Genomic DNA, 26,848 nt, shown 5'->3' with positions numbered 1-26,848 from the left:
CCGATGGCGGCAGTTTTGTTTGACAGCAAGGTGCCAAAACTGATCACAGGACCGCCTCAGCGAGCTTCGCCACCAAATCGCGTCGCGTGACACCTTCCGCCCGCGCTGCGTACGTGAGCGCCATGCGATGCCTCAAGACCGGTTCGGCGAGCGCTGCGACGTCCTCGGTAGAAGGGGCAAAGCGACCGGTGAGCAGGGCTCGGGCCCGGCTTGCAAGCATCAAAGCCTGGGAGGCGCGGGGACCAGGCCCCCAATCCAGATGGTCGCCGATGACCGCGTGAGCTTCCGGCCCTGGTCTGGCGCCCCGCACCAAGTCCAGGATCGCTTCAGCAACTTTTTCGCCAACTGGCATGGCCCGAACGAGGGCCTGAGCCGCAATCAGTTCGGACGTCGATAAGATCGCGGTTGGCGTGGCCTCAATGCTCCCGGTGGTTAGCTTCAGCATAGCGCGCTCAGCTTCGCGGTCGGGAAAGCCGATTTCGATCTCCAGAAGAAACCGGTCGAGCTGCGCTTCAGGCAGCGGATAGGTGCCCTCTTGCTCTATGGGATTTTGCGTGGCGAGAACGTGAAAAGGCGCTGGTAATTCATGGCGGGTGCCAGCGACTGTCACATGTTGTTCCTGCATGGCCTGCAGAAGAGCGCTTTGCGTTCTTGGACTTGCTCGATTGATTTCATCGGCCATCAGAAGTTGCGAGAACACAGGCCCCTCAATAAAGCGGAAGGCGCGCCGCCCGTCCGCACTCTCCTCAAGCACTTCAGCTCCAAGGATGTCGGACGGAAGGAGGTCGGGTGTGAATTGGACGCGGCGCGCATCAAGGCTGAGAACTGTCCCAAGCGTTTCGACCAGCTTGGTTTTCGCAAGACCCGGCAAGCCGACCAGCAACGCGTGACCGCCGCACAGCAAGGCGATCAGTGCACTATCGATCACTTTTTGCTGGCCAAGGATCGTCTGGCCAATCGTAACGCGCGCCTGCTCAAGCTTTTCGGACATTGCCGCCGCCCGATCCGCAATTTGTGTCTCGGAGGCATGGGCCGTTTCGATTACAGCGTCGCTCAAGACTTGCTCTCCTGCCTTGGATCAAGTTGCTCTTGCAACCTGTGATGACCAATTAGGCCCGTCTGATGGCGTTGATGCGGCGTCTGTCGATCAAGTTAGTTGCCGCGTATTCATATGATTCCAACCGCAGTGAACGCAGTTTTCTGACAAAGCTCAATGTCTTTTGAGCTTGGCTGTGCACATAGAGCGCTAAGGTGTCATCGACAGGTTATTTGAAAGCGCACAGCGCCACACACGAAACATATCGGGCAATTACGCTCTTTCCTTGAAGGCAAAAAAGCACGACACTCTTTCCTATGGACACGCTAACGCCGTTTGAGACTCTCCTATTCGCCGCCGGTTCTGGTCGGCGGACACCGCCCGTTGATCGCTGGGATCCGCCCCTTTGTGGGTCCATCGACATACGAATCGCTGCGGATGGGACGTGGTATCATGAAGGGGGTCCAATCAATCGTACGCGCTTGGCGCGGCTGTTTTCCTCACTGTTACGCAAGGACGAAGACGGCGTGACCTATTTGGTCACGCCACATGAGAAATTAGCCATCGCGGTTGATGACGCGCCGCTGATCGGTGTCGATCACGCAATTCGAGATACCAAGGATGGCCCCGTTCTGGCCTTGCGAACGAACATGGATGATTTTCTGGAGATAGGTTCAGAGCATCCAATTCGCTTCGAGGTTGAGCCGGAGACCGGTGGCATCAAACCCTACGCTCTGGTGCGCGGCCGTATTGAAGCCTTGATCAACCGTTCCACGACGATGGCGATATTGAGCGATGACCGCTTGGTAGGCTTCTCCGATGAGCAGCCAATCCTTCGGTCAGGCGGCGAAGTCTTTCCCATTACACTCGTTTGACGAAGGCCAGCCCTTGTATTGTTTGCTGCCGCGGGAGAGGGCAGGCGGACGTCGCCGGATATACTATTCATGGATAACGTGAGCAGGTCGCAAGCCGCAAAGGTCGATAGTCTTTCTGCGCTGTCCGGTGCGCAATTGCTCGATAGGCTCTTTGAAAGCCTGCTTCTCAAGCCGCTCATCCCGGTGACACATCCTCCAGCGATATTCAGCTCAGGTGAGCGGCCGACCAACACGGTTCCCGATCCGAGCGGTGATCATGTTTTGAACCCCGACTTTTCTGGTCGCTTGGTGCAACAACCACTCAAGCCGGCGGCGGTCCTCATAGCGATAAACCGCAACGCGGCAGAGCCGGAGGTTGTGATGACCGTTCGGACGGCTAACCTGTCGTCACATGCTGGGCAGATTGCGTTTCCTGGTGGCCGAATAGATCCTGGCGAGGCGCCTGAAGAGGCTGCGGTGCGCGAGGCGTTCGAGGAGGTGGGTCTCGATCAAGACGCCGGATCGCTGAAGGGCTTTTTGCCAAGCTACGCCTCCCGAACCGGTTACCGGGTCTACCCAGTGGTGTCTTTGGTTGATGGCTGGCCGCCGCTGGTCGCCAATCCTGCAGAGGTTGCTGACATTTTTTTTGTGCCGCTGCGTTTTTTGCTCGATCCGCGAAACGTATCGAAGACAAGCCGCTTTTTTGAAGGTGCGGAGCGCTTCTTTTACACCTATCAATATGGTGATCGTCGCATATGGGGTTTGACGGCAGGAATCATTCACCACATGTCCAGTCGGGTTCTGACAAACTAAGGTGGTTTTCCGTGCTTCGTATCGCTGTGATCAATCTGGCGCTGTTTCTTGTTCCGTTCGCGCTGTATTTGCTTTGGACGACGGTTCGAGGCAAGCGGACGGATGTACCGTTTTACTGGCTGCTTGGAAGCGGTGTGGCCCTCGTTTTTGTCTCCATGATCACGCTGGCGCAGTTCGAGACGGGCGGGACCACTGGTCAATATGAGCCGCCACGTATTGTCGATGGCGAGATCGTACCAGGTCGCTTTATCGAGCCTACCGAATGACCGACGCAATCGGCGCGCTCTTTGAGCGTCCGGGCGTCCGCACTGTCTTCGACGCTGTCCAGCAGGACGAAGACGAGGCTTGGCTTGTGGGAGGGTGCGTTCGTAACGCCCTTCTTGGCGAGCCCGTTGGTGATATCGACATCGCAACGCAAGCCGTCCCTGAAGCGGTAATCGCACGCGCCCAGACAGCCGGGATCAAAGCTGTACCGACTGGGATTGACCATGGAACGGTCACGCTGGTGGTGGGTTCCGTTCCGTTTGAAATCACGACACTTCGCAAGGATGTTGCGACGGACGGGCGTCGCGCGGTTGTGGCCTTTTCCCGCCATCTTGGCGACGACGCTGTGCGTCGCGACTTCACGATGAATGCGCTTTACGTCTCTGCGGACGGCACGCTGCACGACCCGGTTGGCGGTCTCGATGATCTCGAGGCGCGTAGGTTACGCTTTATCGGCAATCCTGTTCAGCGCATCACCGAAGACTATCTGCGGATACTGCGGTTTTTCCGTTTTTACGGCTGGTACGGTCGAGGTGCGCCTGACCGGGATGCCATTAAGGCCATCGTCAACAAACGCGATGGTCTGCGCGAGCTTTCCGCGGAGCGGGTTTGGTCAGAGTTGAAGAAATTGCTTTCGGCACCCGATGCAGGCCGAGCGCTTTTGTGGATGCGCCAATGCGGGGTGTATCAGATCATCCTGCCCGAAAGCGGCGACATGGACGGTTTCGCGCGGTTGCAGCGCCTGGAGAGCGCCTTGGAAGCGCCGGTGGAGCCACTCCGGCGGCTCCTAGTCCTGTTGAACCCTTTTGGTCCGGATAGAACCAACGCGCTTGCCGAGCGTCTGAGGCTATCGGGTGTAGAGCGCAAAACACTGCTTAATGTGCGCTCTGCGATCGAGGATGCTAATATTGATCGGCTTTCCGAGCCGGCCAAGCTGCGTCTGTCCCTTTACCAGCACGGGGCAAGCGCCATCATTGATGCCGCCATCCTCCGTGGCGCTGCATCTTTGGACGCGGATCCTGAGCAGCCCTTACCGGCTGCATTGGTTGCCGTGTTGTCCGATGTGCTCAAGCAAAGCCGTACTTGGAAAAAGCCCAGTCTTCCGGTGAGTGGCTCGGATCTTGTTGCGCGCGGGATCGAGCAGGGCCCGCAGCTCGGTGCTGCGCTTAGTATGATGGAAGGAGCCTGGGTGGCGTCCGACTTTCAAATGGGCCGTGATGAACTCTTGGATGTCTTGAAAAGCTGAAGGGAAAAGACTGGCAGGATTTGTCAGGGAAAGTGCACTTCTGGCGGCATTGACGATAGGATTGCATCGACGTTTCCGCCGGTTTTCAAGCCAAAAATTGTGCCTCTGTCGTACAGCAGGTTAAACTCAACATAGCGCCCGCGCCGGACCAATTGTTCGTCCCGTTGCGCTTGACTGAATGGCTTGTCCCAATTGTCGCGGACGAGCTTTGGGTAAATGTCGGCAAAAGCGGTTCCCACTGACTGGGTCAGGGCAAAGTCGGCGTTCCAATCGCCAGAATGCAGATAGTCATAAAAAATGCCGCCTATGCCGCGCGCTTCGTCGCGATGCGGTAGATAAAAATAGTCGTCGCACCAAGCCTTGAACGCGGCATAGTCTGCTGGCTCATGCCCGTCGCACGCATCTTCCATCGCCTGATGAAATGCTAGGCTATCGGGGTCGTCTTGTGTTCTGCGGGCCATAAGCACGGGCGTGAGGTCTGCGCCTCCACCGAACCATTGCCTCGTCGTTACAACCATGCGCGTATTCATATGCACCGCTGGTATGTTCGGATTGCGCATGTGGGCGATCAGCGAGATGCCCGACGCCCAAAAACGAGGGTCGTCTGCGGCACCAGGAATTTGCTTCTGGAAGGCGGGTGCGAAGGTCCCGTGGACGGTGGATATGTGAACGCCAACCTTCTCGAAAATTCTTCCCTTCATCAGCCCCATGACGCCGCCGCCCCCTGCGGTCCCGTCATGGTTCGTCCTTTCGTGGGGGCGTAGCTCAAATTGGCCAGCGGCGTGGCCTTCTGTGCCGGGTTTTCCGTCTGCATCCTGCTCGATGCGCTCAAACGCCCCGACGATCCGGTCGCGTAACTGTTCGAACCAGGTCCTGGCGAGATTTTTTTTGTCTTCGGTGTCATCAGGCAGCTGTGCCGGCAGAGCGTCTGGCGAGAAGATCGGTTTAAAGCTTGTCATGAGGGTCGGGCTTCGTTCGGTGTATGCTTTGTTTGGCTGATCATAAGTGACCGGGGAACGCATTGGTTTGCCGCAAAGCTTCGCCAATGACGATGCTTGCTGCGATGCTGAGGTTCAGTGAGCGCTGGTTTGGAGCCATAGGAACGCACAAACGAACATCAGCACGTTGGTGTAGCCACTCAGGTGCCCCGGACGATTCGCGCCCCATAACGATGACGTCGCCCGCTTCAAAGCGGTGGTCATGATAAGGGACGTGAGATTGCGTTGTCATCAGAACAAGGCGCGGATGATCCCACGCCATGGCGGAGGAAAAAGCATCGAAATCGGGATAGAGGTGGGTTTGGGCATTATCACGATAATCGAGGCCAGCCCGCCGCAACGCCCGATCCGTCATCACGAAACCGGTCGGGCCTATTATGTGCAACGGTATATCGAGGCACGCTGACAAGCGCATCAATGCGCCGGTATTGCTGGGAATCTCAGGCTGAAACAGTGCAAGTGCTACCATAAAACGCGGTACTTTTCGGGGTGATAGCGGGCGTGAACCATAGCGAACCAAATTGCGTACAGACTAATGTCTGTCACAGGCTGGGGTATCGCATCGCTTGGATAAGATGCCTAGCTCTCAGGAGCAAAAAAACTTGCACATTTGTCCCGCCGAGAGGTGTTGCATTGAGACTTTTGGCGCGCTGAAAGATTGCTCCAACAGCCATGGAATGCGGCGAATTGCCAGACTGACCACAGAGCCAATTTGAATTATGTAACCATTCTAAAGTAAATGGGTAGCAGGATGCGGACAAAGGCGTATGCCAACTCGATTTTCTGCTGAGGATTAGGACCTTGTCGACACAAACTGATATTTCCCCAGATCCCGATGGTGACGAGCCAACACGGCGGGATTTTCTTTACATTGCGACAATCGCGATGGGAGGAATCGGCGTAGGCTCACTCGCGTGGCCTTTTATTGCGCAGATGAACCCTGATGCCTCCGCATTGGCCTTGTCGACAAGTGAAGTTGACATCGGATCCATGCAGCCTGGCGACCAGGTGTCGGTCATGTGGCGGGGCAAGCCGGTTTTCATTCGGTACCGCACTGAGGAAGAGATTGCGGAAGCAGAAGCAGTCGAAGTTTCCGAACTGCCCGACCAGAATGCGCGTCTTGAGGTAGACCCGGCAGCGACAGCGACGAACGAAAACCGTTCGCTTGCCGATCGTCCGGAATTCATTCTGATGACGGGTGTTTGTACGCATCTGGGCTGCATTCCGCTTTCCGAAGCCGGTGATTTTGGGGGCTGGTTCTGCCCTTGTCATGGGTCTCACTACGATACCGCCGGACGGATTCGGCGCGGCCCGGCCCCGGAAAATCTTGCGATACCGACCTACGAATTCATTTCTGACACGACCATCCGCATCGGCTGATACCGGCGGACAATCTTATCATCTCTGAGGAGATATTTTATGTCTGGACCTTCAAGCTACGTTCCTAAGACGGGTGTTGAGCGTTGGCTCGATGCGCGTCTTCCGATCGTGCGGATGATGCACGGCCAATTTGTTGAATTTCCGATCCCTCGGAACCTCAACTACATGTACACGTTTGGCGGCATCCTGATGATTATGCTGGTCTCGCAAATCGTGACCGGCATTGTGCTTGTGATGCATTACACGCCGCATGCGGACATGGCGTTTAACTCTGTTGAGCACATTATGCGGGATGTGAACTACGGCTGGCTGTTGCGTTACATGCACGCGGTTGGTGCGTCGATGTTCTTTATCGCCGTCTACCTCCACATCTTCCGTGGGCTCTATTATGGGTCTTACAAAGAGCCGAGAGAGGTTCTTTGGATCCTTGGCGTGATCATCTTCCTCCTGATGATGGCGACTGCGTTCATGGGTTACGTGCTTGTTTGGGGCCAGATGTCCTTCTGGGGCGCGACGGTTATCACGAACTTCTTCTCGGTGTTCCCGATCGTTGGCGACACGCTGGTGCAATGGTTGTGGGGCGGATTTGCTGTCGACAATCCGACGTTGAACCGCTTCTTCTCACTGCATTATCTGATGCCGTTCATGATCCTCGGCGTAGTTATTCTGCACGTTTGGGCCCTGCACGTGACAGGCCAGACCAACCCCACCGGCGTGGAGGTCAAGCAGAAATCCGACACTGTGCCATTTACCCCATATGCGACGGTCAAAGATTTGTTTGCGATGATCGTGTTTTTCGCGGTGTTCGCATACTTTGTCTTCTATCTGCCAAACTATTTGGGTCACGCGGACAATTACATTGCGGCGAACCCGCTCGTGACGCCGGCCCATATCGTGCCTGAGTGGTACTTCCTGCCATTTTACGCGATCCTGCGCGCAGTACCGTCTGCGTTGGGCGGCGTGCTATTAATGTTTGGCGCGATTGTGGTGCTGTTCTTCCTGCCATGGCTCGACACCTCGAAGGTTCGTTCCGGCGCCTTCCGCTCGGTCTGGTTCAAAACCGCTTTCTGGTTGTTTGCTATCAACGCCGTTTGGCTGGGATGGTTGGGCTCGAAGCCAGCCGAGGGCTGGTACGTTCCCGCCATGCAAATTGGCACCGTCTATTACTTCGCTTACTTCCTGATCATTCTGCCGGTGCTGGGTCTCTTTGAGACGCCAAAGCCTCTCCCGGCCTCGATCACCGAAGCAGTTCTCAAGAAGTCTTCCAAGCGCCCAATTGCTTCAGGTGCAGGTCAGCCCGCTGGGGCGACTGCAGCGCCTGAAACGAAGGGTTGATTGGTTGAGCTTCCTTAAGGAGACGAAATAAATGGCTTACTTCCCAAGCCGGACCTTCAAGAACGTGCTGGTCGCCGCTTTGGTGGCGATCCTTCCGGCATCGGCTGCGCTCGCTGCCGGTGGCGGGAAAGCGCCGCGCGAACAGGATTGGTCGTTCGCCGGCATTTTCGGCACTTACGATACCCCCCAACTTCAGCGCGGGTTCCAGATTTTCTCGGAAAACTGTTCTGCATGCCACGCTTTGAGCCGCATCGCATTCCGTAACCTCATGGAGCCCGGTGGGCCAGAGTTTTCGGAGGCCGAGGTTCGCGCCATCGCATCGACCTATTTTGTGGAAGATGGGCCAGATAGCTTTGGAGATATGTTTGAGCGTGAGGCGCGTTTATCTGATCGCTTTCCAACGCCGTTCCCGAACCGGGAAGCTGCGGTTGCTGCGATGGGTGCCTATCCGCCAGACTTTTCACTGCTCGCCAAAGCGCGCGCTCCAACCCGCGGTTTCCCGAACTTCGTGTTCGATATTTTCACGGGATACGCTGAGAATGGGCCGGATTACATTTATTCCCTGTTGACTGGTTATGATCCTGATCACGTCAACCCGGAAGGCCAGAGCGGCAACTACAATCCCTACTTTGCGGGCGGTGAGTATATCGCAATGGCACAGCCGTTGTGGGACGGTATGCACGCCTATCAGGATGGATCTCCGGAGACGGTTAGCCAGTACTCCAAGGACATTTCAGCCTTCATGATGTGGGCCGCCGAGCCGCACCTTAACGCCCGTAAGGAAATGGGCTTTCGCGTGATGGCCTTCCTTTTGATCTTTGGCGGTTTGGTCTACGCGACCAAGCGCCGGGTCTGGAGCACAATCGAGCACTGATCAACCGCGCCGGTCTTGCAATAGTGGAGGGTCGCCATCGGGCGGCCCTTTTTTATGTTCGGACAAAGCCAGCCATGCGCTTTCCAATGCGGTGAGACGGCCATAGGGTGCGACGCCTGTCGATTTTACCGAGCTGAGGACAATGTCTGTGGCGCCTGCACCTGATCCCATTCTGGAACAAGCAATCCGAACAATCTCTGATTATCCGAGGCCCGGCATTGAGTTTCGCGACATAACCACTTTGCTTGGTGATGCTCGTGCTTTCCGGCGTGCGGTTGATCAGCTTGTGCAGCCCTATGCAGGGCATAAGATCGACAAGGTTGCTGGTATCGAGGCTCGGGGTTTTATTCTGGGTGGCGCTGTCGCGCATCAGATTTCGGCTGGGTTCGTTCCGATCCGTAAAAAGGGAAAGCTGCCGCACGAGACCGTGCGCATCGCGTATTCTCTTGAATACGGCATCGATGAGATGGAGATGCACAAAGACGCCGTCGGTCCAGGTGAGAAGGTACTGGTTGTTGACGATTTGATTGCCACGGGTGGTACCGCGGAGGCCGCGATCAAACTCCTGCAATCGATTGGCGCCCAGGTTGTTGCGGCGTGCTTTGTGATTGATCTCCCGGATCTCGGTGGCGCGAAGAAAATTGAGGCGCTTGGTGTGCCCGTGAACGCGCTCTTGGAGTTTGAGGGCGACTGATGTGCAGGCCACGATAGCGAGCCTGATATTTCGCAATGCATGGCCGTTCTAAACGTGCTTGAGGCAGCGACAGCAACAGGGGGAGCATTGCAATGTGGGAAACAAATGTCGGAAAGCTCGACCGCCTACTGAGAGTAGTGGCCGGTGTTGCCATGGTCGCGTTTGCAGTCTTTGGGCCGGAGGAAATCGCTTGGAAGGGCGTCGGCTACCTGGGCTTCTTCGTGGCGACAACAGGGCTTCTGCGGACGTGCCCGGGCTACTCCATACTGGGTCTATCGACCTGCTCGAAGAAGTCCGCCTAGTCGGCTGACGTTACCCGCCGAACTGCAACCACCAAAATAACGGCACAATCAGGTACGCGGCGATGCATAAGGCAAGAAGAGCGCGGAACCATATGCTTGCGAAACGGCGCCAAAGAAAGACTGCGAGCCCGATCCCGAGTAAGGCCTCGAACAAGCTGAACTCACGACCATAGTGGTTGCCATCCCAATAGGATATCGGCGAACGGAAGCGCCAATCTGTCAGTGGCCAGAAATGTGGATGAGCATCATCCACATGGACTGGAAGATCGCCTGCAAGATGGCTCAATGCAGCGAGGCCTAAAACAGTTAGGGCGGGCAAGGTGTCCACGCTTTTGCCCGCCCTTGCCTGAGCCCAGAACCAGCCTAACAGAGCAATAGCAACGTACAGCGGAGCGGAGTTCGCAATCGCCGTTAGCGTCAGCATCGGCTCAGAGAAATAGATTCGGCTCCAAAGCTCGTTTTGGGGTGTGCCCGTCACCAGCGCCCACGCAAAGAGGCCAAAAATTGCCAGATCGGGCAGAAACGCGCCGACCGCCCACGCGATGTTTCGGCGTGGCGCGTTCGGCCTTGCAAACAGCGCGGCAGCGACAAGAAAATGCGTCTGGGTGTTCACGACTTCTCTTATCGCTGCCGGAGCTCAGGCCTAGAGCTGCTCTGTCAAGAAGGTCTGGAGGCCAGCCCAGGACGCTTGGTCGGCTTCGAGCAAATAGTCTCGTGAGTTGAACACCGTGAACGAGTGACGCGCGCCGCCGTAGATGCTCGCGGCATGATTGACACCGGCGGCTTCAAGTTCATCAAGCGTTTGCGCCAAGTCTGCCATCCCCGATACGGGGTCAGCGGTACCGTGGTGGAATTGAATGGGCGCTGCGACAGATGCCCAGTCCTGACCTTCCGGTGTGCCCAGACCGGCGTGGAAAGCCACAAATCCATCGACATCGGCGCCGGCCCGAGCAGCTTCGAGTACCGCCGCACCGCCAAAGCAGTAGCCGATCATGATGATGTTATCGGTGCCGCCCGCGATGTTGGATGCTTCAGTGACGGCACCAAGCAGGCGCTCACGGAAGGTCTCGCGATCTGCGTACATGGCGCCGGAAGCGGCGCGATACTCTTCAAACCCTTGCGGGTTCACGTCTGTTGAATACACATCAATGGCGAATGCGGTGTAGCCCAGCGCCGCGAGCATATCGGCGCGGCGCATCTCATAGTCTGTCAGACCATCCCAATCGTGGACGATAAGGACTGTACCCTTTGCCTGTTCCAGCGCGGTATTCGTCGCGACATAGCCTTCGAAGGTCAGATCCCCAATCGTGTAGGTGTGGGTTTCGCCAACGATTTCGGCGTTGGCGGTCGACGCTGCAAACGCGCAGGTGATGAGAAAGGTGGAGGCTACAAACGGGCGCATGGCGATTTCCTTTTCCGGCGGGTGACCGCGAAATAGGTAGTGCGCTTCGAGACGCCTGCCAGATGAATGTCATGTGTTGAACTTGAACAGAAGCACGTCGCCGTCTTGGACGACATACTCCTTGCCTTCATCACGCGCCTTGCCAGCCTCTTTTGCGGCCGCTTCGCCCTTCAGGGAGATATAGTCATCGAAGGCAATGGTTTGGGCGCGGATGAAGCCACGCTCAAAATCCGTGTGGATGACACCGGCTGCCTGCGGCGCCTTGGTACCCGTGGTAACGGTCCAAGCGCGCGTCTCCTTGGGTCCCGCGGTGAAATAGGTGACAAGACCCAGCAGGGCATATCCCTCCCGAATGAGGCGATCGAGACCCGCTTCGTTAAGCCCCAGTGTTTCCAAAAACTCGGCTTGTTCATCGGTTGGCAGAACCGCGACCTCCGCCTCGATGGCTGCTGAGATCACCACGGCGCGCGCGCCCGTCGCCGCAGCATGGTCCTGGACTTTAGCGGAGTATGCGTTGCCATCTCCGGCTGCGTCTTCCTCAACATTACAGACATAGAGGATCGGCTTGGATGTCAGGAGGTTCAGGCCGCGAAACGCTTTCTCATCTTCCGGCGTCCGTTCGACCATCCGTGCCGGCTTGCCCTGTTGAAGCATGGTGAGCGCCGCCTCCATGATGGGAAGCACAACCAACGCTTCTTTGTCCTTGCCGGAGGCCTTTTTGCGTGTGTTTATCACACGCTTTTCGAGGCTTTCGAGATCGGCGAGCATCAGCTCGGTTTCGATGGTCTCGATGTCGGCTAGCGGATCGATCTTTCCATCGACATGGGTGATGTCGTCATCTTCGAAGCACCGGACCACATGCACGATGGCATCGACTTCCCGGATGTTGGCGAGAAACTGGTTGCCCAATCCCTCGCCGGAAGCTGCACCACGCACAAGGCCCGCGATATCGACAAATGTTATCCGGGTCGGAATCACTTCTTTTGACTGCGCGATGATCGAAATCTCCGCGAGCCGTGGGTCTGGCACAGCGACGTCGCCAGTATTCGGCTCGATGGTGCAGAAGGGGTAATTTGCCGCCTGCGCCGCAGCGGTTTTCGTCAGCGCGTTAAACAGTGTGGACTTGCCGACATTGGGCAGGCCAACGATGCCGCATTTAAAACCCATCGCAATGGTCCGTTCTTAGTCTTTGGTGCCAAACAGCGTTCTCAGCATGTCGGCCATGGGCCCTTTTTCAGGGACCTTCGATTGAGGTGTGTTGGCGCTCGGCACGCGCGCCTGGCGGATGTGCGAGCGCCCTTTCGCTGCGGCAGTCTTCTGAGCAACCTTTGCATCGTTCGGCGTGCTCTGACGAAACGATACAGTCGCCTCGTTCAAGCGGCTGTTGAGATCGCTATCCTTACCCTCGATGAGTAAGTCTGTTGATCGCGCGAGCTCGTCGCACAGCGCTTCGACCCATTGTTCGTCCGCCTTTGGGAAGTCCTTAAGCACGTAGCCTGACACAAGATCTTTGTGGCCGGGATGACCAATGCCCAAGCGAACACGGCGATAGTCCTTGCCAATATGTGTGTCGAGGCTCTTGAGACCGTTGTGCCCACCATGGCCACCGCCGCGCTTGATGCGTGTGCGGCCTTGATCGAGGTCCAGTTCGTCGTGAACCACGCTAACGTCGGAAGGGTCGAGCTTGTAAAAGCGCAGCGCCTCTCCCACCGCCTGACCGGACAGGTTCATAAAAGTCGTCGGCTTAAGCAGGAGCACTTTTTGGCTGCCAATCCGCCCTTCGGCGGTTTCGGCGGAGAAACGTGAACGCCACGGCGAAAAGCCGTGACGCTCATGAATCGAGTCGACTGCCATAAAGCCGATATTGTGGCGGTTGCGCGCGTATTGAGCGCCAGGGTTACCAAGACCGACGATTACCTGCATCGGATTGTCTCCAACGCCCTTACAGGCAGAGAAGCAATGGGCGCCGCTTACTCTTCAGCGCTATCCTCAGAGGCTTCGGCGCCGTCATCTTCGGCGCCTTCAGCGTCATCGTCCTCGCTCTTCAGGCCAGCCGGCGAAGCAATGGTTGCGATCACGAAATCGCGGTCGGTGATGGTTGGTTCGGCACCGTCAGGCAAAGTGATGTTCGAGATGTTCAGCGTATCGCCTAGCTCAGCCGTTTCGAGGTCAAGCTCAAGGAACTCGGGAATCGCGTTTGCAGGACAGTTGAGCTCCACCTCGTGGCGGACAACGTTCAGCACACCGCCAGCTTTGAGCCCAACGCTGGTTTCTTCATTGAGAAAGTGCACCGGAACATTGACGGTTAGCACGGCGCCCTTGGCAACCCGCAGGAAATCGACATGCATCGGGAAATCGCGGACTGGATCAAGTTGATAATCCTTGGCGATAACCTGATGCTGCTCTCCATCAACATTGATGGTCCCGACCGTGGTCATGAAGCCGCCGCCATGTATCAGCAGATTCACTTCCTTATAGGGCAGGGCAACGGGAATCGGGTCTTTCTTGTCACCGTAAATGACGGCTGGTAGCTGAGCCTCGCGTCGCAATGCACGGGCGGCTCCCTTGCCGACCCGTTCGCGCCGCGTGCCAGCCAATTCGTAGCTCTCACGCATAGCATATCTCCAGAAATGCAATAAAAACTGCCGGGTAGTCCGGCGTGCTCACCGCGCTTGCCTCCAGGGGTGTCTGGCGCGGACGGCAGTGCATATCGCCGTTTGCCCTTCGATGCAACGCCTTGCCATCGTCGGGCCTTACGTATAGCCCCGCTAGCAATGGGGCCTCCAGTGGCCGCCCCAATGTGGTTCCACCGAACCCAAGTGCCGCTCCTCTTTGGTGTTTGAGGAGAATGGCCTTGTCCATTAAATCTCGAGTGGTGTCCAACACCGCCACTGCGATCTCGGTGCCGGCCTTGTTTCAGCTGCCCTCTGAGCGTGCCTTAATTTTTGATGTTCGGCGCGAGACGGCATACCAACGCGAACCTGACACGATTTCTGGCGCTGAGTGGCTTCCACCCTGGTTGATCCCCGCAAGGCTATCGCAGCTGCGGGGATCGCGAAGCTTCCTTCATCCGCTTGTCATGGTGTGTGTCTACGGCCATTCAGTGAGCCAGTCCGCCTGCATAGTTGCGCGTTGTCTTGGCTTCGACGCGATGTACCTTGAAGGTGGGTTGACGGCATGGAAGTCGGCAGGGCTGCCCACCGGGCCCTCCACCCCGCGATGGGAGCCCAGCCATGACTGATGCAACGGTAAGTACTCCCGAAGTTCCCAACATCACCACGAGCGAGATCACCCGCACCTTTGCGCGTGTGGGCTTGCTCTCGTTTGGAGGGCCCGCCGCGCAGATCGCTTTGATGCATCGTGTCATCGTTGACGAAAAGAAGTGGCTCAATGATGAGCGTTTCCTGCATGCCTTGAATTACTGCATGGTTTTGCCTGGCCCAGAGGCTATGCAGCTCGCAACCTATATCGGTTGGCTGACTGGCGGGGTGCGGGGCGGCTTGGTCGCGGGCGCCTTGTTTGTCCTGCCGGGTTTCTTTGTGCTTGTGGCCTTGGCTACGCTCTACATCACGCTTAGCGATGTCCCTGCCGTTGAAGGTCTGCTTTTTGGGCTTCAGTCGGCTGTTCTGGTTCTTGTCGTCCAAGCGCTTTTGAAACTGTCGCAGAAAACTCTGACGTCTCCACTCTCCGTTGCCTTAGCTGTTGCCGCTTTTATCGGCTTGTACGTCTTCGACTTGCCGTTTCCACTCGTTATCGCTTTGGCTGCCGGTTTGGGGGTCGCGGTTTGGGGGCGTGGCGAACCTCAAGGCAAGGGCGTTTCACCTGCGGTTGAAAAGGATCAGCAAGCGGCGTCGATGCGTGCGGCGGCGATTTGCGCAGGCTTATGGCTTGCTCCTGTTTTGGGTTTGGTCGCCCTTGCGGGCGCTCAGTCCATCTGGGCGCAACAGGCCTTGTTCTTCTCGTGGACAGCTATCATTACCTTTGGCGGTGCGTACGCCGTGCTTGCCTACATCACACAGGTCGTGGTGCAGGATTTTGCTTGGTTGTCGACGGCTGAAATGGTCACCGGGCTGGGTCTCGCCGAAACGACGCCCGGACCCTTGATCCTCGTGTTGGTTTTCGTCGGCTTTGTCTCTGCCGCAAATGCAGGTTTAGCCATTGACCCCGTCCTTGCCGGACTACTTGGCGCATGTGTGACCCTATGGGTGACATTCATGCCGTGTTTCGTCTGGATTTTTCTTGGTGCGCCCTTTGTTGAGCGTTCACGGGAGATTGTCTGGCTTAAGAATGCCCTCCGCGGGGTCACGTCTGCTGTGGTTGGCGTCATCGCATCACTGGGCGTTTGGTTTGCCTTGCAAGTCCTGTTCGCAGAGGTTGCGACGGTATCGTTCGGGCCGATGAGCTTGCCTGCACCTGACTTGAGCACTCTCAATGCTCTTGCGCTTGCAATAGTGAGCCTCGCTGCTGTGCTTCTGTTTGGTTTACGGGTGCAGCTGCTGACGACCATTGCTCTTTGCGGTTTTGCCGGTGTTGTTGCCCGTCTGCTTTTCTAGCTTTGTAACTTGGACTACTCTTGGCCCTTGGATGTCGGGGAGTTTGAATAATGCTGGCTGTACGGACCTTTAGCTTCAGACTTGCAGTTCTTCTGATTGCTCTGGGTGCGGTATGTGGGCCGCAGCCTCAGGCAAATGCGCTCCCTTATTGGGATCGTAAGGTCTACATCATCGATACCCAGATAGTCGCGCACGGCCCGCGGCGCGGCACCTTCAGGCTCGCCAATGGCATGATCCTTGATCGTTTGATCGAAGGGTTTTCCCAGTCTCACCCTCTCAGTGTGGGGGACACGGTACGCCTGATTTTTGATGACACGCGCTTCCTGCGTCGGGTTGTGCGTTTGGACTGAGGCGGCGGCTAGGAAAAAAGGCTGGAAACAGACTTTTCCAAAGCCGTCCGGTTGATTGCTTCCCCAAGCAGGCCCGCGACTGTGATCACCCGGATGTTGTGGGCCGTCTTGATCGCCTCGGTTGTCACGATGCTATCGGTAATGACCAACTCCTTCAGATTGGAGCCGGAGACCCGGGCCACGGCACCGCCCGACAAAACGCCATGAGTGATGTACGCTGATACTTGTGTGGCACCCATTCCCAGCAAGGCATCGGCCGCATTGCACAGCGTACCGCCTGAATCGACGATGTCATCAACCAGTAAGCAGCACTTGCCCTGCACGTCTCCGATAACGTTCATGACCTCCGACTCGCCGGGGCGATCCCGGCGTTTATCGACAATAGCCAGTGGTGCGTCGATCCGTTTGGCGATCGCACGGGCGCGAACAACCCCGCCGACGTCGGGCGAAACCACGGCGACCGGACCGTTGGCGATATAGTTGTCCATGACGTCCCTGGAGATGACAGGTTCGGCAAAAAGATTATCGGTGGGTATGTCGAAAAAGCCCTGAATTTGCCCGGCATGCAAATCGAGCGTCAGCACACGATCGGCGCCGGCTTCGGTGATCAGGTTGGCGACGAGTTTGGCGGATATTGGTGTTCGGCCCGCCGTCCGTCGATCTTGCCGGGCATAACCGAAATAGGGGATGACGGCGGTAATCCGTTTGGCCGAGGATCGACGAAGCGCGTCGATTAGGATCAGCAACTCCATCAGGTTGTCGTTTGCCGGGAAACTGGTCGACTGGAGCACAAAGACGTCTTCGCCGCGAACGTTCTCCTCGATCTCGACGAAAATCTCGAGGTCTGCGAAGCGTCTGACGTCCGCTTTGCAAAGCGATGCATCCAAATAGTTGGCAATAGCGTGCGACAGGGGCAAGTTTGAGTTGCCAGATACAAGTTTCATGAAAATGTCATCCTGCGCGAGCCGCTTGGGGGTGCCTTTAATCAAGCGTGCCGCGAGAGTCCATAAACCGATTGGCGGGTTTTCTCTCGCCGCGCTTGGCCCTTATCCCTGTGGATTTAACCGGAACCACGGCAGCAACTGACCCCCAACGTCGCGCGCGATCGTCGTAATGGCTGCTGGATTGACGAAATCCCATCCATTGGGGCCAGATTGTGGAACCGCCAAACTGCCAACCACGCGGTGGCGCAGCGTCCCCCGCGCGTCAAAAACGTCAAAGGTGTACAAGACTTGGGTGCTCGTATCTGACGGTATGGCGCTTAGTTGCGAGCGCACCACAAACTGGGCTGTGTCATCGCCAAAAAACGCGAGTTGCATACCACCTTCGAACATCACATCGTCTAACGCATCGAAAAGCTGGGTGGACTGTGGTTCTGGCGCGCTTGAAATCGGCGCCAGCGAAGCGCGGGGATACTGGGGCCTTGCCGGCTGCAGAAGTCCAGGGGTCGCCTGTCCAGTGAGACTTTGCTCAACTGAGTCTTCCATGGATCGCTGCGTCCCGTCCCCGAAGGTGTTGGCGCCTAGCGTATTCAGGGTTTGCGCCTCACGTTCGTCAGCAAAAGGGTCGTTTTCTGGCACGAGACGAGGATCGATGCTTGAGAAATCTTCCAAGGTCAAACCGGAAGACTGAGATGACACCCCTGCGTTGACTTGCGGGCTGACGAGTGGATCGCCAGATGGCTGACCGGGTGATGCGAAGATCGACTCAGCGCCTTCGGCACCAATCTGATTGCTGTAAAGGCTCGGCGCTGCTTGCCCGGGTGTGTTGAGTGCTTGCGACGAGACCGGTGCGGGTAAGGGCGCTGTCTGCGCGACCGGCGGCTGAGTGGTGGCAGGGCTGCTTGCCCCCACACGACCGAGTGAACCTGGACCCTCAACCGACGCACAAGCGGTAAGCGCGAGCAGACCGACGGAGAGGAAGAAAAAACGCATGGTACACAGGCTTCTACGGCGCGCGGTTGCGCTGGATGTCCAACAACAATCGTTTTGGCCCTATTGCGGGTGCCTATGTCAACATGATGGCGCTAACCAGCCGGCCGTAATCGGGTTCGCGTTGATGGGTGGAGCGTCTGTAGCTGTAGAACAGGTCAGGTTCGCCATACGTGCATCGGTCCAGCGTTGAAGCTGCTACGCCAGCTGCTTGCAGTCGCGCGAGGATGTAGGCGGGCAGATCAAACATGGAATGGTTCGCGCGCTGCGACGGTTCAAAAAACCGGTCATTCGCGATATTCGCGCTCACAAAACGCGCTTTGAACTCCGGCCCGACCTCGTAGGCGTTCCGGCTGATGCATGGACCAAGTACGGCGATGATCCGATCTCGTGTTGCCCCCTCCGCTTCCATCGCTTCGAGAGTTGCTTCCAACACCCCATCAAGGGCGCCTTTCCAACCGGCATGAGCGGCCGCGACAACTTTTGCATGGGGGTCGGCAAACAACACTGGGCCGCAATCGGCCGCCAGAGCGCAGACGACAAGTCCAGGTTTTGCGGTCACGATGGCGTCCGCGCGCGGTGCGCATCCCGCTTCCCACGCCGCAGCGGTCCGTATGCTGGTCGTGCTGTGGTGCTGATAGACTGTAAGCAGCGCCTCGCCGCCCAAAGCTGCTTTCATGCGCTCTCGGTTTTCCAAGACTTTGCTTCGTCGATCGTTTGAACCGATGCCGCCGTTCAAGCTTGCGTAAAGTCCATCCGAAACTCCGCCTTGCCGCGTGAAGAAGGCGTGCCGAACCCCCTGGATTGGCTCGAAGGTAGGCGCGGTCAGATATGGCGGAGTCGCGTTCATATGACCGAATGTACTCCGTTAGTCGTTGACAACAATAAGGCCAGGTAAGTGGATTTCTTTGCTGGCGAGGGCCATGGCCTTGAATAGCTTGCCCATCGCCGCATCCGATGCAAGCCGCTCCACCGCAGCGCTTATGGCGTCGCGCTCCTCGGGGCCGGCGTTGGCGCCCAGCACCCCCGCCCGTTCCAAAAGTCCCATCGCGATCAGGAAGTCCCCTTGGGCGGACCAAGCTGTCGTTCGAACGCCAGCATCAATCGCCTTGCTGCGCAAATGGCCGAAGTCGGTTTGGGTTGTCAGATCAGATGCTCCAGGATCGTCTAGCGGATCAGCAGGTCGATGCATTCGGACGGCTTGCAGCGTGTCCCCGAAACCGGTGCTCAAGCTGCCATAATCGGTGATCAGAGCGGCCCCCCCGTAGCGGACGATGCGATCTGCCATCATACCCATGATAGTGTCTTGCGCCGGGCTGTGTTCGACGATCGTACCAAGCGCCGCGTTTTCTCGAATGAGCTTTGGTGGGGCTGGCAACGGCGTTGGATCAACACCGAAGGTAAGCTTGTTGTCCGCGTCCAGGCCGATCTTTCTGGCATTCCAGCCCCTGTCTGTTCGCACCCACTGGTTGGTCGGCAGGGCATCGAAAAACTCGTTTGCCACGAAGAGAGTTGGCAGCTTGGGAAGTGAAGCGATGTCGCTGTGGAATGTGGGCGCGATCGAAGAGCTTTGCAGTGTTTTGGACTGAAGGTCGCGAAGGGGTTTGCTCAGTTCGACCAGGTGGACCTTGCAACCATCAGTAAATGCGCGGTCGACCGCTACCGCCCGAAGGATATCGGCCATCAGTGTTCCGCGACCCGGTCCCAACTCGACCAATGCAAACGGACTTGGCTGGCCGAGTGCGCGCCAGACGGTGACAAGCCAAACGCCCACCAGCTCCCCGAACAGCTGGCTGATCTCAGGTGCGGTGGTGAAATCGCCTTGTGCCCCGAGCGGCTGCTTGCTTGTGTAGTAGCCATACTTGGGGTGGCTTAAGCAAAGCTGCATGTATCGGCCGACCGTTATCGGCCCGGTCGTTTCAATCTCTGTGCTGATGAGTGCATCAAGCGGGTTCATGGGAGGTGCGGCGTTGGGCTGATGCAATCATGAGTAGCCCAACCGCTATCATTGGCAGTGACAGTAGCTGTCCCATCGTAAGCACGCCGAACAGCAACCCGATTTGCGGGTCAAACGCCCGCACGTATTCGGCAAGAAATCGGGCGGAGCCATACCCTGCGGTAAACAGGCCGCCGACAAGACCGGGCTTCTTGAGACCGCCAAGCGCGATGGCGACGGCACAAATAGCAAACAGCACCAACCCTTCCCCAAACGCTTGATAAAGCTGGCTAGGATGGCGCGGCTGCTCGTCTGCGGTCGGAAATACCATCCCCCAAGGCAGGTCGGTCGGACGGCCCCATAGTTCCGCGTTGATGAAATTGGCGATGCGTCCAAAGAACAGGCCAATCGGCGCTGCCGCCCCGATGACATCAAACAGGCTCAGCGCGCTTTGGCCCCGGTTGTGCGCGAAGGCGATCATCGCAACGATCACGCCCAGCAGACCGCCATGGAACGCCATTCCACCTTGCCAGACATATAAAATGGCGGCGGGCTCGGCGAGGAACCGGTCGGGCTCGTAAAACAACACGTAACCAAGCCGTCCGCCGATAATGACCCCGAGCGTTGCCCAAGTCAGGAAGTCATCGATATCCGCCGGCGTGTAGGGTGCGGCTGATTTGGCCCATAAAGACGGCCGCCGCACCAAACGGCGCACATACCACCACCCGCCAACAAGGCCTGCAATATAGGCCAGGGCGTACCAACGAATGGCGAGGGGACCAATTTGGATCAGAACTGGGTCAATGACCGGAAATGCGATCGCGGGTAAGGTCGTAAGGGACAGCGTTTCTCTTCCTTCAAACCGTTGGTTGTTTGGCTCAGGCCTGCAAGGACATTACATGGGCTGTGGCCGCATGCCCGCTTGTGCGACCTGTCAATCGTCTTGCATGATCGACAGGCGCAAACCATATCAAATACGTGAAAGTCATGTGTGTCGTGCTTGGCATACGAACCCGTCTTTAGAAGGACTGAAATCGATGACAGGACCCAACAACCGACTGCTCGACGATCTTGGCCGCCTGATGACAGATGCGGCAGGGCTGGCTGACGGCGTGCGCCGCGAGGTTGAAACTGTCGCGCGGGGTCAGATGGAGCGGGCTCTGGCGACGATGGATCTCGCTCGCGAAGAAGACATTGAGACACTTCGCGATATGCTGACGACCCTGCGCGAAGAAAACGTGGAACTTGCCAAACGCGTTGACGCGCTTGAAGCGAAACTAAGCGAAAAAGCAGGTTAATCAACGCGCTAAATCGCTTGCAAACGCCCAGTTGGCGCGGTGTTCCACACGATAAGGTGGAATTGTTCACGGATAAGTCAGGCGCCTGGCTTGCGTGGCTGGTGCCGCGGCTTTGCCGTAAAGCTATACTCCAAACTGTAAAAAGATTCGGGCGGTGTTCGCGCAGCGATCCGCTCGTTTGTTGGCGCTCAATTGGCATCTGACGATCCGGTTGCGCCAAATACCAGCCTTCTAGCGGGCCGGAAGGATAGTGTGCATGTCGCTTGCCGATCTCGAGCTTGATCGCTTGGTTCACCCTGTTGATGTGGTGGAACAGCTTGCTTCTCTTAACGAGTGGGCATTTGAGCGTTCGAGCGATCACGAAATCACCATCTCCGTTGAGGGATCGTGGTCCCCTTACCACGTGTCGTTCTCTTGGATGGAAGAGAACGAGGCCTTGCACCTCGCGTGTGGTTTCGACCTTAAGGTGCCAACAACCCGGCTGGCTGAGGTCACAAAGCTGCTCGCGCTGGTTAATGAACAGCTGTGGCTTGGCCACTTTGATCTTTGGCGTGAACAATCAGCAATTATTTTCCGGGCAACCCTTTTGCTCAGCGGTGGGGCAGATGCAAATTCCCAGCAATGCGCCTGCATGCTGGAGGCTGCAGTTGATACCTGCGAACGGTACTACGAGGCCTTTCAATATGTCGTCTGGGCTGGAAAAAACGCGCAAGACGCCCTTTCCGACGCTCTGTTTGAGACGGCTGGCGAGGCCTAGCAAGGCATGACCGGGGGCGCCGGTTCATCGGCTCATAGCATCCAGCCCATCATGGTGATCGGAGCGGGGAAGATGGGCTCCGCCATGGTCGACGGCTGGTTGGCTCGCGGATATCGAGCCGGTGAGATTACACTTGTTGACCCGATCTTCGCCCAGGGCGGAGGCACCTGGATAGACAAAGGGGTCGACGTTTGCGTTTCGGTTGAGAGCGCTGGGATCAAAAAGCCATCGATTATCCTGCTTGCCGTAAAGCCCCAGATCATGGCGAGCGCGCTGGCATCCGTTAAAGCTCTGGATCGCGATAATCTTGTCGTTGTATCGATTGCGGCAGGCGTGCGATCCAGCACGCTCAGGGCCGCTCTTCCGCGGTCAACGGTCGTCCGGGCGATGCCCAACACACCATCAGCGGTCGGGGAGGGAATCACGGCGTGCTTTGCCTCATCAGCTTCGTCAGCAGAACGTGAACGTGTTGCAGCGCTGATGCAGGCTGTGGGTTCGGTGGTTTGGGTGGATGCTGAAGCGCTCATGGACGCGGTCACAGCTTTGTCTGGATCGGGCCCAGCTTATGTCTTCCATTTGGTTGAAGCGATGGCTTCCGCCGGTGAGAAGCTGGGTCTACCAGCAAACACCGCCATGACACTTGCCCGGCAGACGGTCGTTGGTGCGGGAGCATTGCTGTCAGCCAGTGATGAAGATGCTGCCACCTTGCGAGAGAATGTTACCTCTCCGGGCGGAACCACCCAAGCGGGTTTGCAGGTGTTGCGCGATAGCGGAGCCTTGGCGGACCTACTTGCCGCGACCGTGCAAGCGGCGGCAGACCGGTCTGCGGAGTTGGCGTCATCTGAATAGAGGTGCAACTCGTAATCGGATTAGAGCTGTTCATTATTCATTTCGGAGCTAACCATGCTGACCAAGGCGCAGTCCACAAAAACGGTTGATGCGTTCATGAATTTACTGGTGACCGAGTCATTTTCTTCGGTCACGCTTCGTGGAGTGGCGGACGAGGCGAACGTCCCACTCGCCAAGCTTGTCATGACGTTCTCGCAAAAGACCGAACTGTTGGACGCTTTTGCATCACGGATCGATGAGATCGTCCTCGCTGACGACGACCCAGATATGGGTGATGAACCCGCTCGTGAGCGGTTGTTTGATGTGCTTATGCGCCGGTACGACGCGCTGCTACCTTACAAGCTGGCATTGATCCAACTGGAAAAGGATGCACGGCGTGACCCCGCGCTTATGCTTGAGCTGGCGCGCATTGCGTCACGCTCGATGCGGCGTATGGCGGTCAGAGCCGACCTTGATGTTGAAGGGGCCCGCGGCGGCTTGGTCTTGACAGGTCTGCTGCGCCTGCATGAGCGCACGATGCGCGTGTTTTTGGCGGAAGAGGAAGGCGGGCAAGCCAAGACCATGGCATCGCTGGACACGGCGTTGCGACAAGCGGAACGCAGAATGCGTGACATTGATCGCAGTGTGACACTGATGCGCGGGGAGGGCGGTCCAACCGGCGGTCCGCTCTGCCGTCTGCGCGCTGCAATGGACCGTCGGCGTGATGGCGAAAGTGCAGGGAGCGCAAACGAGGATGCGACGACCGGCCAAGCCGCATGAGCGAGTTGCCTGAAACGATCTCTTTCGACGATTTTCTTAAGGTCGACATTCGCGTTGGTACGGTCGTCGAAGCCAAGCCCTTTCCGGAAGCACGCAAACCCGCCTTTAAGTTGAAAATCGACTTTGGCGACAATATCGGGGTCAAGAAGAGCTCGGCTCAGATCACGGCGCATTACACGCCTGAAGGTTTGCTGGGTAAACAGGTCATGGCCGTCGTGAACTTCCCACCCCGCCAAATTGGTCCGTTCATGTCTGAAGTGCTGACCTTGGGTGTTTCGGACACTGAAGGTGAGGTCGTTCTCCTGGAGCCGACCCAATCTGTGCCAAATGGCGGGCGGATGTACTGAAAAGGGACAGCGGCCATCTGCTAACAGGCTAGCCCGGCAGAGTAACCCGAGCCCGCAAGCCCCCCATCGCGCTTTCGTCCAGTGTGATATCGCCTCCATGTGCGCGCGCGATATCACGGGCGATCGGCAGGCCAAGCCCGGTCCCGCTGTCGTCGAGGTTGCGGGCCTCATCAAGGCGGTAAAAGGGTCGAAAAACCTCTTCACGCTTGTGCGCAGGAATACCAGGCCCGTTATCGTCTATATCGATGGTGAGCAGGTCGGCGGAGCGAGTCGCGCGCACTGTGACATGCTCCGCGTGCCGCAGAGCATTCATGATGAGGTTGGTGATCAAGCGTTTGAAGGCGTTGGGTTTAACGGACGTTTCGGCGTCGCCTTCAAAGCTAACGGCGATGGGTCCATCTGCGGTGCCGACCTGGGACGCAACGTCGTGCAATAGTGCCTCGACATCTGTTGGGATCGAGTTTTCGCCGTCATCGCCTTTGGCAAACGCCAAATAGCCTTCCAGCATTGCTTGCATGTCATCAACGTCACGCGTCAACGATCTGGCGGCCTCTTGGTCGGATAACAGTGCCAATTCCAGCTTGAACCGGGTCAGGATGGTTCGCAGGTCGTGGCTGACACCGGACAACATGGCCGTGCGCTGGTCCACGTGCCGCTCGATGCGCTCCTGCATGCGCCAAAAAGCCAAGGTGGCGCTGCGTACTTCCCGTGCACCCCTCAACCGAATTGGGCGATCAACAGCTTGACCTTGTCCAAATCGGTCCGCTGCGCCGGCCAACTCCAAAATTGGCCGAATCTGGTTTCGCAGAAACAGGATCGCGACGATCAGCAGGACAAGTGAGGCCCCTGTCATCCAGACGAGGAAGATATGCGAATTCGAAGCGTAAGCGTTGCTGCGACGGGCGAACACACGCAAGGTTTGCCCGTCGTCGAGTTGAACGCGCACTTCAATCAGGTTCGAACGACCGACCGTATCGACCCAATAGGGCCGATCGATCCTCTGAGCGATCTTCTGGGACAAGGTCCGATTCAACAGGTCAAAAAAGGGCCTTGGAAGGGCATCTGGCAGAGAGGTTTCTGGCAAGACTGCAACGTTGAGATCGAGCGTTTCTCGAGCGATCCGAAAAATGTCCGCTTGCGCCTCATCATCGTCAGCATAGGTTTCGACCATTGCGATGACCGCGGCGATGTCGCGCGTGACAGCTTCTGACAAGCGCTCGGTGACCAGCTCCCAGTGGCGCTCGAGAAAAACGAAGGCCGCTACAGATTGCAGCAGGACGACCGGTGCTATGATGATCATTAAAGACCGCGCATAGAGCCCGCGCGGCAAGATTGGTTTGATGAGTTTGCCGATGAGTCTCTGCAGCCAAGCCAGTGGTGCTAACAGCGAACTCAGCCACTGCCGCGTTGCGCCGCTTTTTGCGCCAACCGCATGGCTCTCTTGGCCCTCGTCGCGCGCGATGCCTTGCGTCGATGGCAGGTCCAATTCAGCATCGGATCGTTCAATGTTGGCCATGGTCCAACGCGCTTGGCTCCACTATCGTCAGGCGCGAGCGCTTGATTGCTCGCTAGTCGCTGACAAGACGATAGCCCAAGCCACGGACTGTTTGAAGATAGGCGGGCGTTCCTGGGTCTGTCTCAACTTTGCGTCGTAAGCGGGTCATCTGGACGTCTATGGCACGATCGGTTTTGGAGTCGTCAGCACCCAGAAGGTCGAAGCGCGACACCGTGGCGTTGGGCCTGGCGGCAAGCAGCGCCATGATTTCGCGTTCGCGTTCGGTCAGCCGGACCAATTCGCCGTTGCGGGTCAGTTCGCGGCGTTTCAGGTTGAAGCGAAATGCGCCGAAATCCACCATATCGACCGGTGCATTTCGCCCCGATTGTCCAGCCTTCAGAATGTTTTCAATCCGCAAAACCAGTTCGCGCGGCTCGAATGGTTTTGTCAGATAATCGTTCGCGCCCCCTTCAAGGCCGTTGATCCGATCATCGGCTTCGCCCCGTGCCGTCAACATGATGACGGGAATCGTCGATGCTTTGCGTGTGCTCTCGAGGAACTCAAACCCGCTCTCGTTTGGCATCATGACATCCAAAACAATCAAGTCGAATGATAAGCCTGAGAGAGCGACACGGGCTTCAGCGGCCGAAGCGACGGCCGTGACCCGGTATCCTTGGTCGCCGAGGTAGCGCTTTAGCAGCTCGCCTATGCGGGCATCGTCATCGACAATCAGAATATGGCTGGCGGTGTCGGAAGGAATGGCGGATTTCAATTTCAGAGCCATAAACGGCCTCGCTCATTCACTTGGCGTCTCGTCGACACCAGCATCGCGTTGCACATTCCCGGCAAAGCCATGGGTGAGTGCCGTAGGCTGGTTACGCAGACTGCGTAGGAAAAGACCTATTGCCGGCCGCTGTTCGGCTGGCACAGCGTGTAGAGCGCGCCCAATCCGTGACGATTGTATGGCAATGAGATCGTTTGCGAGCGTTGCACCCTGGTCGGTGGTGTACAAGAGCCGCTGTCTTCGATCACGCGGCCCAGGCCTTTGTTCGATAAAGCCTTCATCGATTAGAGACTTCAACACACGCGCTAGGCTCTGCTTGGTAATCTGCAAAATGTCCAGCAGGACAGCGACGGTCATCCCTGGATTGCGATGAACAAAATGCAGGACCCTGTGGTGAGCACGGCCAAAGCCGAGCTTGCTAAGAACACCGTCCGGCTCGCCGACAAAATCACGATAGGCGAAGAACAGTGCCTCGATGATCTCGAGCTCTTGGGTTGTTTGCGTCTCTGTCATCAACAGGCTTCCGTACAGCACGAATTTCTCATCATAAAAATATGTCAGTCATGTTGACATTTTTTTGCAAGCTTGTTA

The 26,848-nt window shown here is 57.3% G+C and carries 32 protein-coding genes; 16 read left to right on the top strand and 16 right to left on the bottom strand.

Annotation, left to right across the window (positions count from 1 at the left end; all coding sequences use genetic code 11):
• Positions 1 to 43 precede the first annotated feature (43 nt).
• On the bottom strand, positions 44 to 991 hold the full coding sequence (locus tag AAF739_03740; protein MEM6381761.1) for a MoxR family ATPase: 948 nt from the start codon (positions 989 to 991) through the stop codon (positions 44 to 46).
• 362 nt (positions 992 to 1,353) lie between these two features.
• Between AAF739_03740 and AAF739_03735 the strand changes: the two genes are divergently transcribed.
• From AAF739_03735 to AAF739_03720, 4 genes are all read left to right on the top strand, one after another.
• Positions 1,354 to 1,911 (top strand): DUF1285 domain-containing protein, encoded by a 558-nt coding sequence (locus AAF739_03735; protein ID MEM6381760.1) that lies wholly within the window; start codon positions 1,354 to 1,356, stop codon positions 1,909 to 1,911.
• A gap of 69 nt (positions 1,912 to 1,980) precedes the next feature.
• The gene (locus AAF739_03730) at positions 1,981 to 2,703 is read left to right on the top strand and encodes a CoA pyrophosphatase (protein MEM6381759.1); all 723 of its coding nucleotides are present in this window, start codon (positions 1,981 to 1,983) and stop codon (positions 2,701 to 2,703) included.
• Positions 2,704 to 2,714: 11 nt separating this feature from the next.
• Positions 2,715 to 2,969, top strand: coding sequence for a DUF6111 family protein (locus AAF739_03725; protein ID MEM6381758.1), 255 nt, complete (start codon positions 2,715 to 2,717; stop codon positions 2,967 to 2,969).
• Complete coding sequence (locus tag AAF739_03720) at positions 2,966 to 4,213, top strand: CCA tRNA nucleotidyltransferase (GenBank protein ID MEM6381757.1); 1,248 nt, start codon at positions 2,966 to 2,968, stop codon at positions 4,211 to 4,213. Before AAF739_03725 ends, AAF739_03720 begins: the two co-directional genes overlap by 4 nt.
• A 23-nt stretch (positions 4,214 to 4,236) precedes the next feature.
• Here AAF739_03720 and hemF read toward each other — a convergent pair whose 3' ends face one another.
• Entirely contained in the window at positions 4,237 to 5,172 is a 936-nt protein-coding gene (gene hemF, locus AAF739_03715; protein ID MEM6381756.1) for an oxygen-dependent coproporphyrinogen oxidase, read from the bottom strand.
• A gap of 40 nt (positions 5,173 to 5,212) precedes the next feature.
• Positions 5,213 to 5,680, bottom strand: coding sequence for a tRNA (cytidine(34)-2'-O)-methyltransferase (locus tag AAF739_03710; protein MEM6381755.1), 468 nt, complete (start codon positions 5,678 to 5,680; stop codon positions 5,213 to 5,215).
• A 332-nt stretch (positions 5,681 to 6,012) separates the two neighbouring features.
• Between AAF739_03710 and petA the strand changes: the two genes are divergently transcribed.
• From petA to AAF739_03685, 5 genes are all read left to right on the top strand, one after another.
• The gene (gene petA / locus AAF739_03705; protein MEM6381754.1) at positions 6,013 to 6,591 is read left to right on the top strand and encodes a ubiquinol-cytochrome c reductase iron-sulfur subunit; all 579 of its coding nucleotides are present in this window, start codon (positions 6,013 to 6,015) and stop codon (positions 6,589 to 6,591) included.
• A gap of 39 nt (positions 6,592 to 6,630) precedes the next feature.
• Positions 6,631 to 7,926: a cytochrome b/b6 gene (locus AAF739_03700; GenBank protein ID MEM6381753.1), complete on the top strand. Its 1,296-nt coding sequence runs from the start codon at positions 6,631 to 6,633 to the stop codon at positions 7,924 to 7,926.
• 31 nt (positions 7,927 to 7,957) lie between these two features.
• Positions 7,958 to 8,800 (top strand): cytochrome c1, encoded by an 843-nt coding sequence (locus AAF739_03695; protein MEM6381752.1) that lies wholly within the window; start codon positions 7,958 to 7,960, stop codon positions 8,798 to 8,800.
• A gap of 142 nt (positions 8,801 to 8,942) precedes the next feature.
• Complete coding sequence (locus AAF739_03690) at positions 8,943 to 9,494, top strand: adenine phosphoribosyltransferase (GenBank protein ID MEM6381751.1); 552 nt, start codon at positions 8,943 to 8,945, stop codon at positions 9,492 to 9,494.
• 92 nt (positions 9,495 to 9,586) lie between these two features.
• Complete coding sequence (locus tag AAF739_03685) at positions 9,587 to 9,796, top strand: DUF2892 domain-containing protein (GenBank protein ID MEM6381750.1); 210 nt, start codon at positions 9,587 to 9,589, stop codon at positions 9,794 to 9,796.
• Positions 9,797 to 9,806: 10 nt separating this feature from the next.
• Here AAF739_03685 and AAF739_03680 read toward each other — a convergent pair whose 3' ends face one another.
• From AAF739_03680 to AAF739_03660, 5 genes are all read right to left on the bottom strand, one after another.
• Positions 9,807 to 10,409, bottom strand: coding sequence for a cobalamin biosynthesis protein CobQ (locus tag AAF739_03680; GenBank protein MEM6381749.1), 603 nt, complete (start codon positions 10,407 to 10,409; stop codon positions 9,807 to 9,809).
• A gap of 30 nt (positions 10,410 to 10,439) precedes the next feature.
• Positions 10,440 to 11,198, bottom strand: coding sequence for a dienelactone hydrolase family protein (locus tag AAF739_03675; protein ID MEM6381748.1), 759 nt, complete (start codon positions 11,196 to 11,198; stop codon positions 10,440 to 10,442).
• 69 nt (positions 11,199 to 11,267) lie between these two features.
• Complete coding sequence (gene ychF / locus AAF739_03670; GenBank protein MEM6381747.1) at positions 11,268 to 12,365, bottom strand: redox-regulated ATPase YchF; 1,098 nt, start codon at positions 12,363 to 12,365, stop codon at positions 11,268 to 11,270.
• Positions 12,366 to 12,380: 15 nt separating this feature from the next.
• Complete coding sequence (gene pth, locus AAF739_03665) at positions 12,381 to 13,121, bottom strand: aminoacyl-tRNA hydrolase (protein ID MEM6381746.1); 741 nt, start codon at positions 13,119 to 13,121, stop codon at positions 12,381 to 12,383.
• 47 nt (positions 13,122 to 13,168) lie between these two features.
• Positions 13,169 to 13,813 carry a 50S ribosomal protein L25/general stress protein Ctc gene (locus AAF739_03660; protein MEM6381745.1) on the bottom strand — a complete coding sequence of 215 codons (645 nt, stop codon included), beginning with the start codon at positions 13,811 to 13,813 and terminating at the stop codon, positions 13,169 to 13,171.
• A 618-nt stretch (positions 13,814 to 14,431) separates the two neighbouring features.
• Here AAF739_03660 and chrA point away from each other — a divergent pair.
• Both chrA and AAF739_03650 read left to right on the top strand, forming a co-directional pair.
• Entirely contained in the window at positions 14,432 to 15,751 is a 1,320-nt protein-coding gene (gene chrA, locus AAF739_03655) for a chromate efflux transporter (protein ID MEM6381744.1), read from the top strand.
• Between the two features lie 50 nt (positions 15,752 to 15,801).
• Positions 15,802 to 16,101 (top strand): hypothetical protein, encoded by a 300-nt coding sequence (locus AAF739_03650; protein ID MEM6381743.1) that lies wholly within the window; start codon positions 15,802 to 15,804, stop codon positions 16,099 to 16,101.
• Positions 16,102 to 16,109: 8 nt separating this feature from the next.
• On the opposite strand, the gene AAF739_03645 is transcribed toward AAF739_03650, so the two are convergent.
• The 5 genes from AAF739_03645 to lgt all read right to left on the bottom strand — a co-directional run bounded on the left by AAF739_03645 (position 16,110) and on the right by lgt (position 20,812).
• Positions 16,110 to 17,045, bottom strand: a complete 936-nt coding sequence (locus AAF739_03645) for a ribose-phosphate pyrophosphokinase (GenBank protein MEM6381742.1) — start codon at positions 17,043 to 17,045, stop codon at positions 16,110 to 16,112.
• 102 nt (positions 17,046 to 17,147) lie between these two features.
• On the bottom strand, positions 17,148 to 18,035 hold the full coding sequence (locus AAF739_03640) for a hypothetical protein (GenBank protein MEM6381741.1): 888 nt from the start codon (positions 18,033 to 18,035) through the stop codon (positions 17,148 to 17,150).
• 73 nt (positions 18,036 to 18,108) lie between these two features.
• Positions 18,109 to 18,882: a peptidoglycan editing factor PgeF gene (gene pgeF, locus AAF739_03635; GenBank protein MEM6381740.1), complete on the bottom strand. Its 774-nt coding sequence runs from the start codon at positions 18,880 to 18,882 to the stop codon at positions 18,109 to 18,111.
• Between the two features lie 18 nt (positions 18,883 to 18,900).
• Positions 18,901 to 19,989, bottom strand: a complete 1,089-nt coding sequence (locus AAF739_03630; GenBank protein MEM6381739.1) for an SAM-dependent methyltransferase — start codon at positions 19,987 to 19,989, stop codon at positions 18,901 to 18,903.
• Positions 19,976 to 20,812: a prolipoprotein diacylglyceryl transferase gene (gene lgt, locus AAF739_03625; GenBank protein MEM6381738.1), complete on the bottom strand. Its 837-nt coding sequence runs from the start codon at positions 20,810 to 20,812 to the stop codon at positions 19,976 to 19,978. The genes AAF739_03630 and lgt overlap by 14 nt, the downstream gene beginning before the upstream one ends.
• A 193-nt stretch (positions 20,813 to 21,005) precedes the next feature.
• Here lgt and AAF739_03620 point away from each other — a divergent pair, with 193 nt between their 5' ends.
• From AAF739_03620 to AAF739_03600, 5 genes are all read left to right on the top strand, one after another.
• Positions 21,006 to 21,266, top strand: a complete 261-nt coding sequence (locus AAF739_03620) for an accessory factor UbiK family protein (protein MEM6381737.1) — start codon at positions 21,006 to 21,008, stop codon at positions 21,264 to 21,266.
• Between the two features lie 256 nt (positions 21,267 to 21,522).
• Complete coding sequence (locus AAF739_03615) at positions 21,523 to 22,023, top strand: YbjN domain-containing protein (protein ID MEM6381736.1); 501 nt, start codon at positions 21,523 to 21,525, stop codon at positions 22,021 to 22,023.
• Positions 22,024 to 22,029: 6 nt separating this feature from the next.
• Complete coding sequence (gene proC, locus AAF739_03610; GenBank protein ID MEM6381735.1) at positions 22,030 to 22,872, top strand: pyrroline-5-carboxylate reductase; 843 nt, start codon at positions 22,030 to 22,032, stop codon at positions 22,870 to 22,872.
• A gap of 54 nt (positions 22,873 to 22,926) precedes the next feature.
• The gene (locus AAF739_03605; GenBank protein ID MEM6381734.1) at positions 22,927 to 23,631 is read left to right on the top strand and encodes a TetR/AcrR family transcriptional regulator; all 705 of its coding nucleotides are present in this window, start codon (positions 22,927 to 22,929) and stop codon (positions 23,629 to 23,631) included.
• Entirely contained in the window at positions 23,628 to 23,978 is a 351-nt protein-coding gene (locus AAF739_03600) for a tRNA-binding protein (GenBank protein MEM6381733.1), read from the top strand. The genes AAF739_03605 and AAF739_03600 overlap by 4 nt, the downstream gene beginning before the upstream one ends.
• Positions 23,979 to 24,006: 28 nt before the next feature.
• Here the strand turns inward: AAF739_03600 and AAF739_03595 are convergent, their stop codons facing one another.
• Genes AAF739_03595 through AAF739_03585 form a run of 3 tightly spaced genes read right to left on the bottom strand, consistent with a single transcriptional unit; the run spans position 24,007 to position 26,770 of the window.
• Complete coding sequence (locus AAF739_03595; protein MEM6381732.1) at positions 24,007 to 25,494, bottom strand: ATP-binding protein; 1,488 nt, start codon at positions 25,492 to 25,494, stop codon at positions 24,007 to 24,009.
• A gap of 52 nt (positions 25,495 to 25,546) precedes the next feature.
• Positions 25,547 to 26,257 carry a response regulator transcription factor gene (locus AAF739_03590; GenBank protein MEM6381731.1) on the bottom strand — a complete coding sequence of 237 codons (711 nt, stop codon included), beginning with the start codon at positions 26,255 to 26,257 and terminating at the stop codon, positions 25,547 to 25,549.
• 12 nt (positions 26,258 to 26,269) lie between these two features.
• Positions 26,270 to 26,770, bottom strand: a complete 501-nt coding sequence (locus AAF739_03585; protein ID MEM6381730.1) for a MarR family transcriptional regulator — start codon at positions 26,768 to 26,770, stop codon at positions 26,270 to 26,272.
• Positions 26,771 to 26,848: the final 78 nt, after the last annotated feature.

The organism is Pseudomonadota bacterium (genome assembly GCA_039024915.1).
Taxonomy (GTDB): Bacteria; Pseudomonadota; Alphaproteobacteria; order Rhizobiales; family MH13; genus MH13.
Note: the sequence above shows the minus strand (reverse complement) of the source record. Positions and strands in the feature narration are given on the sequence as shown.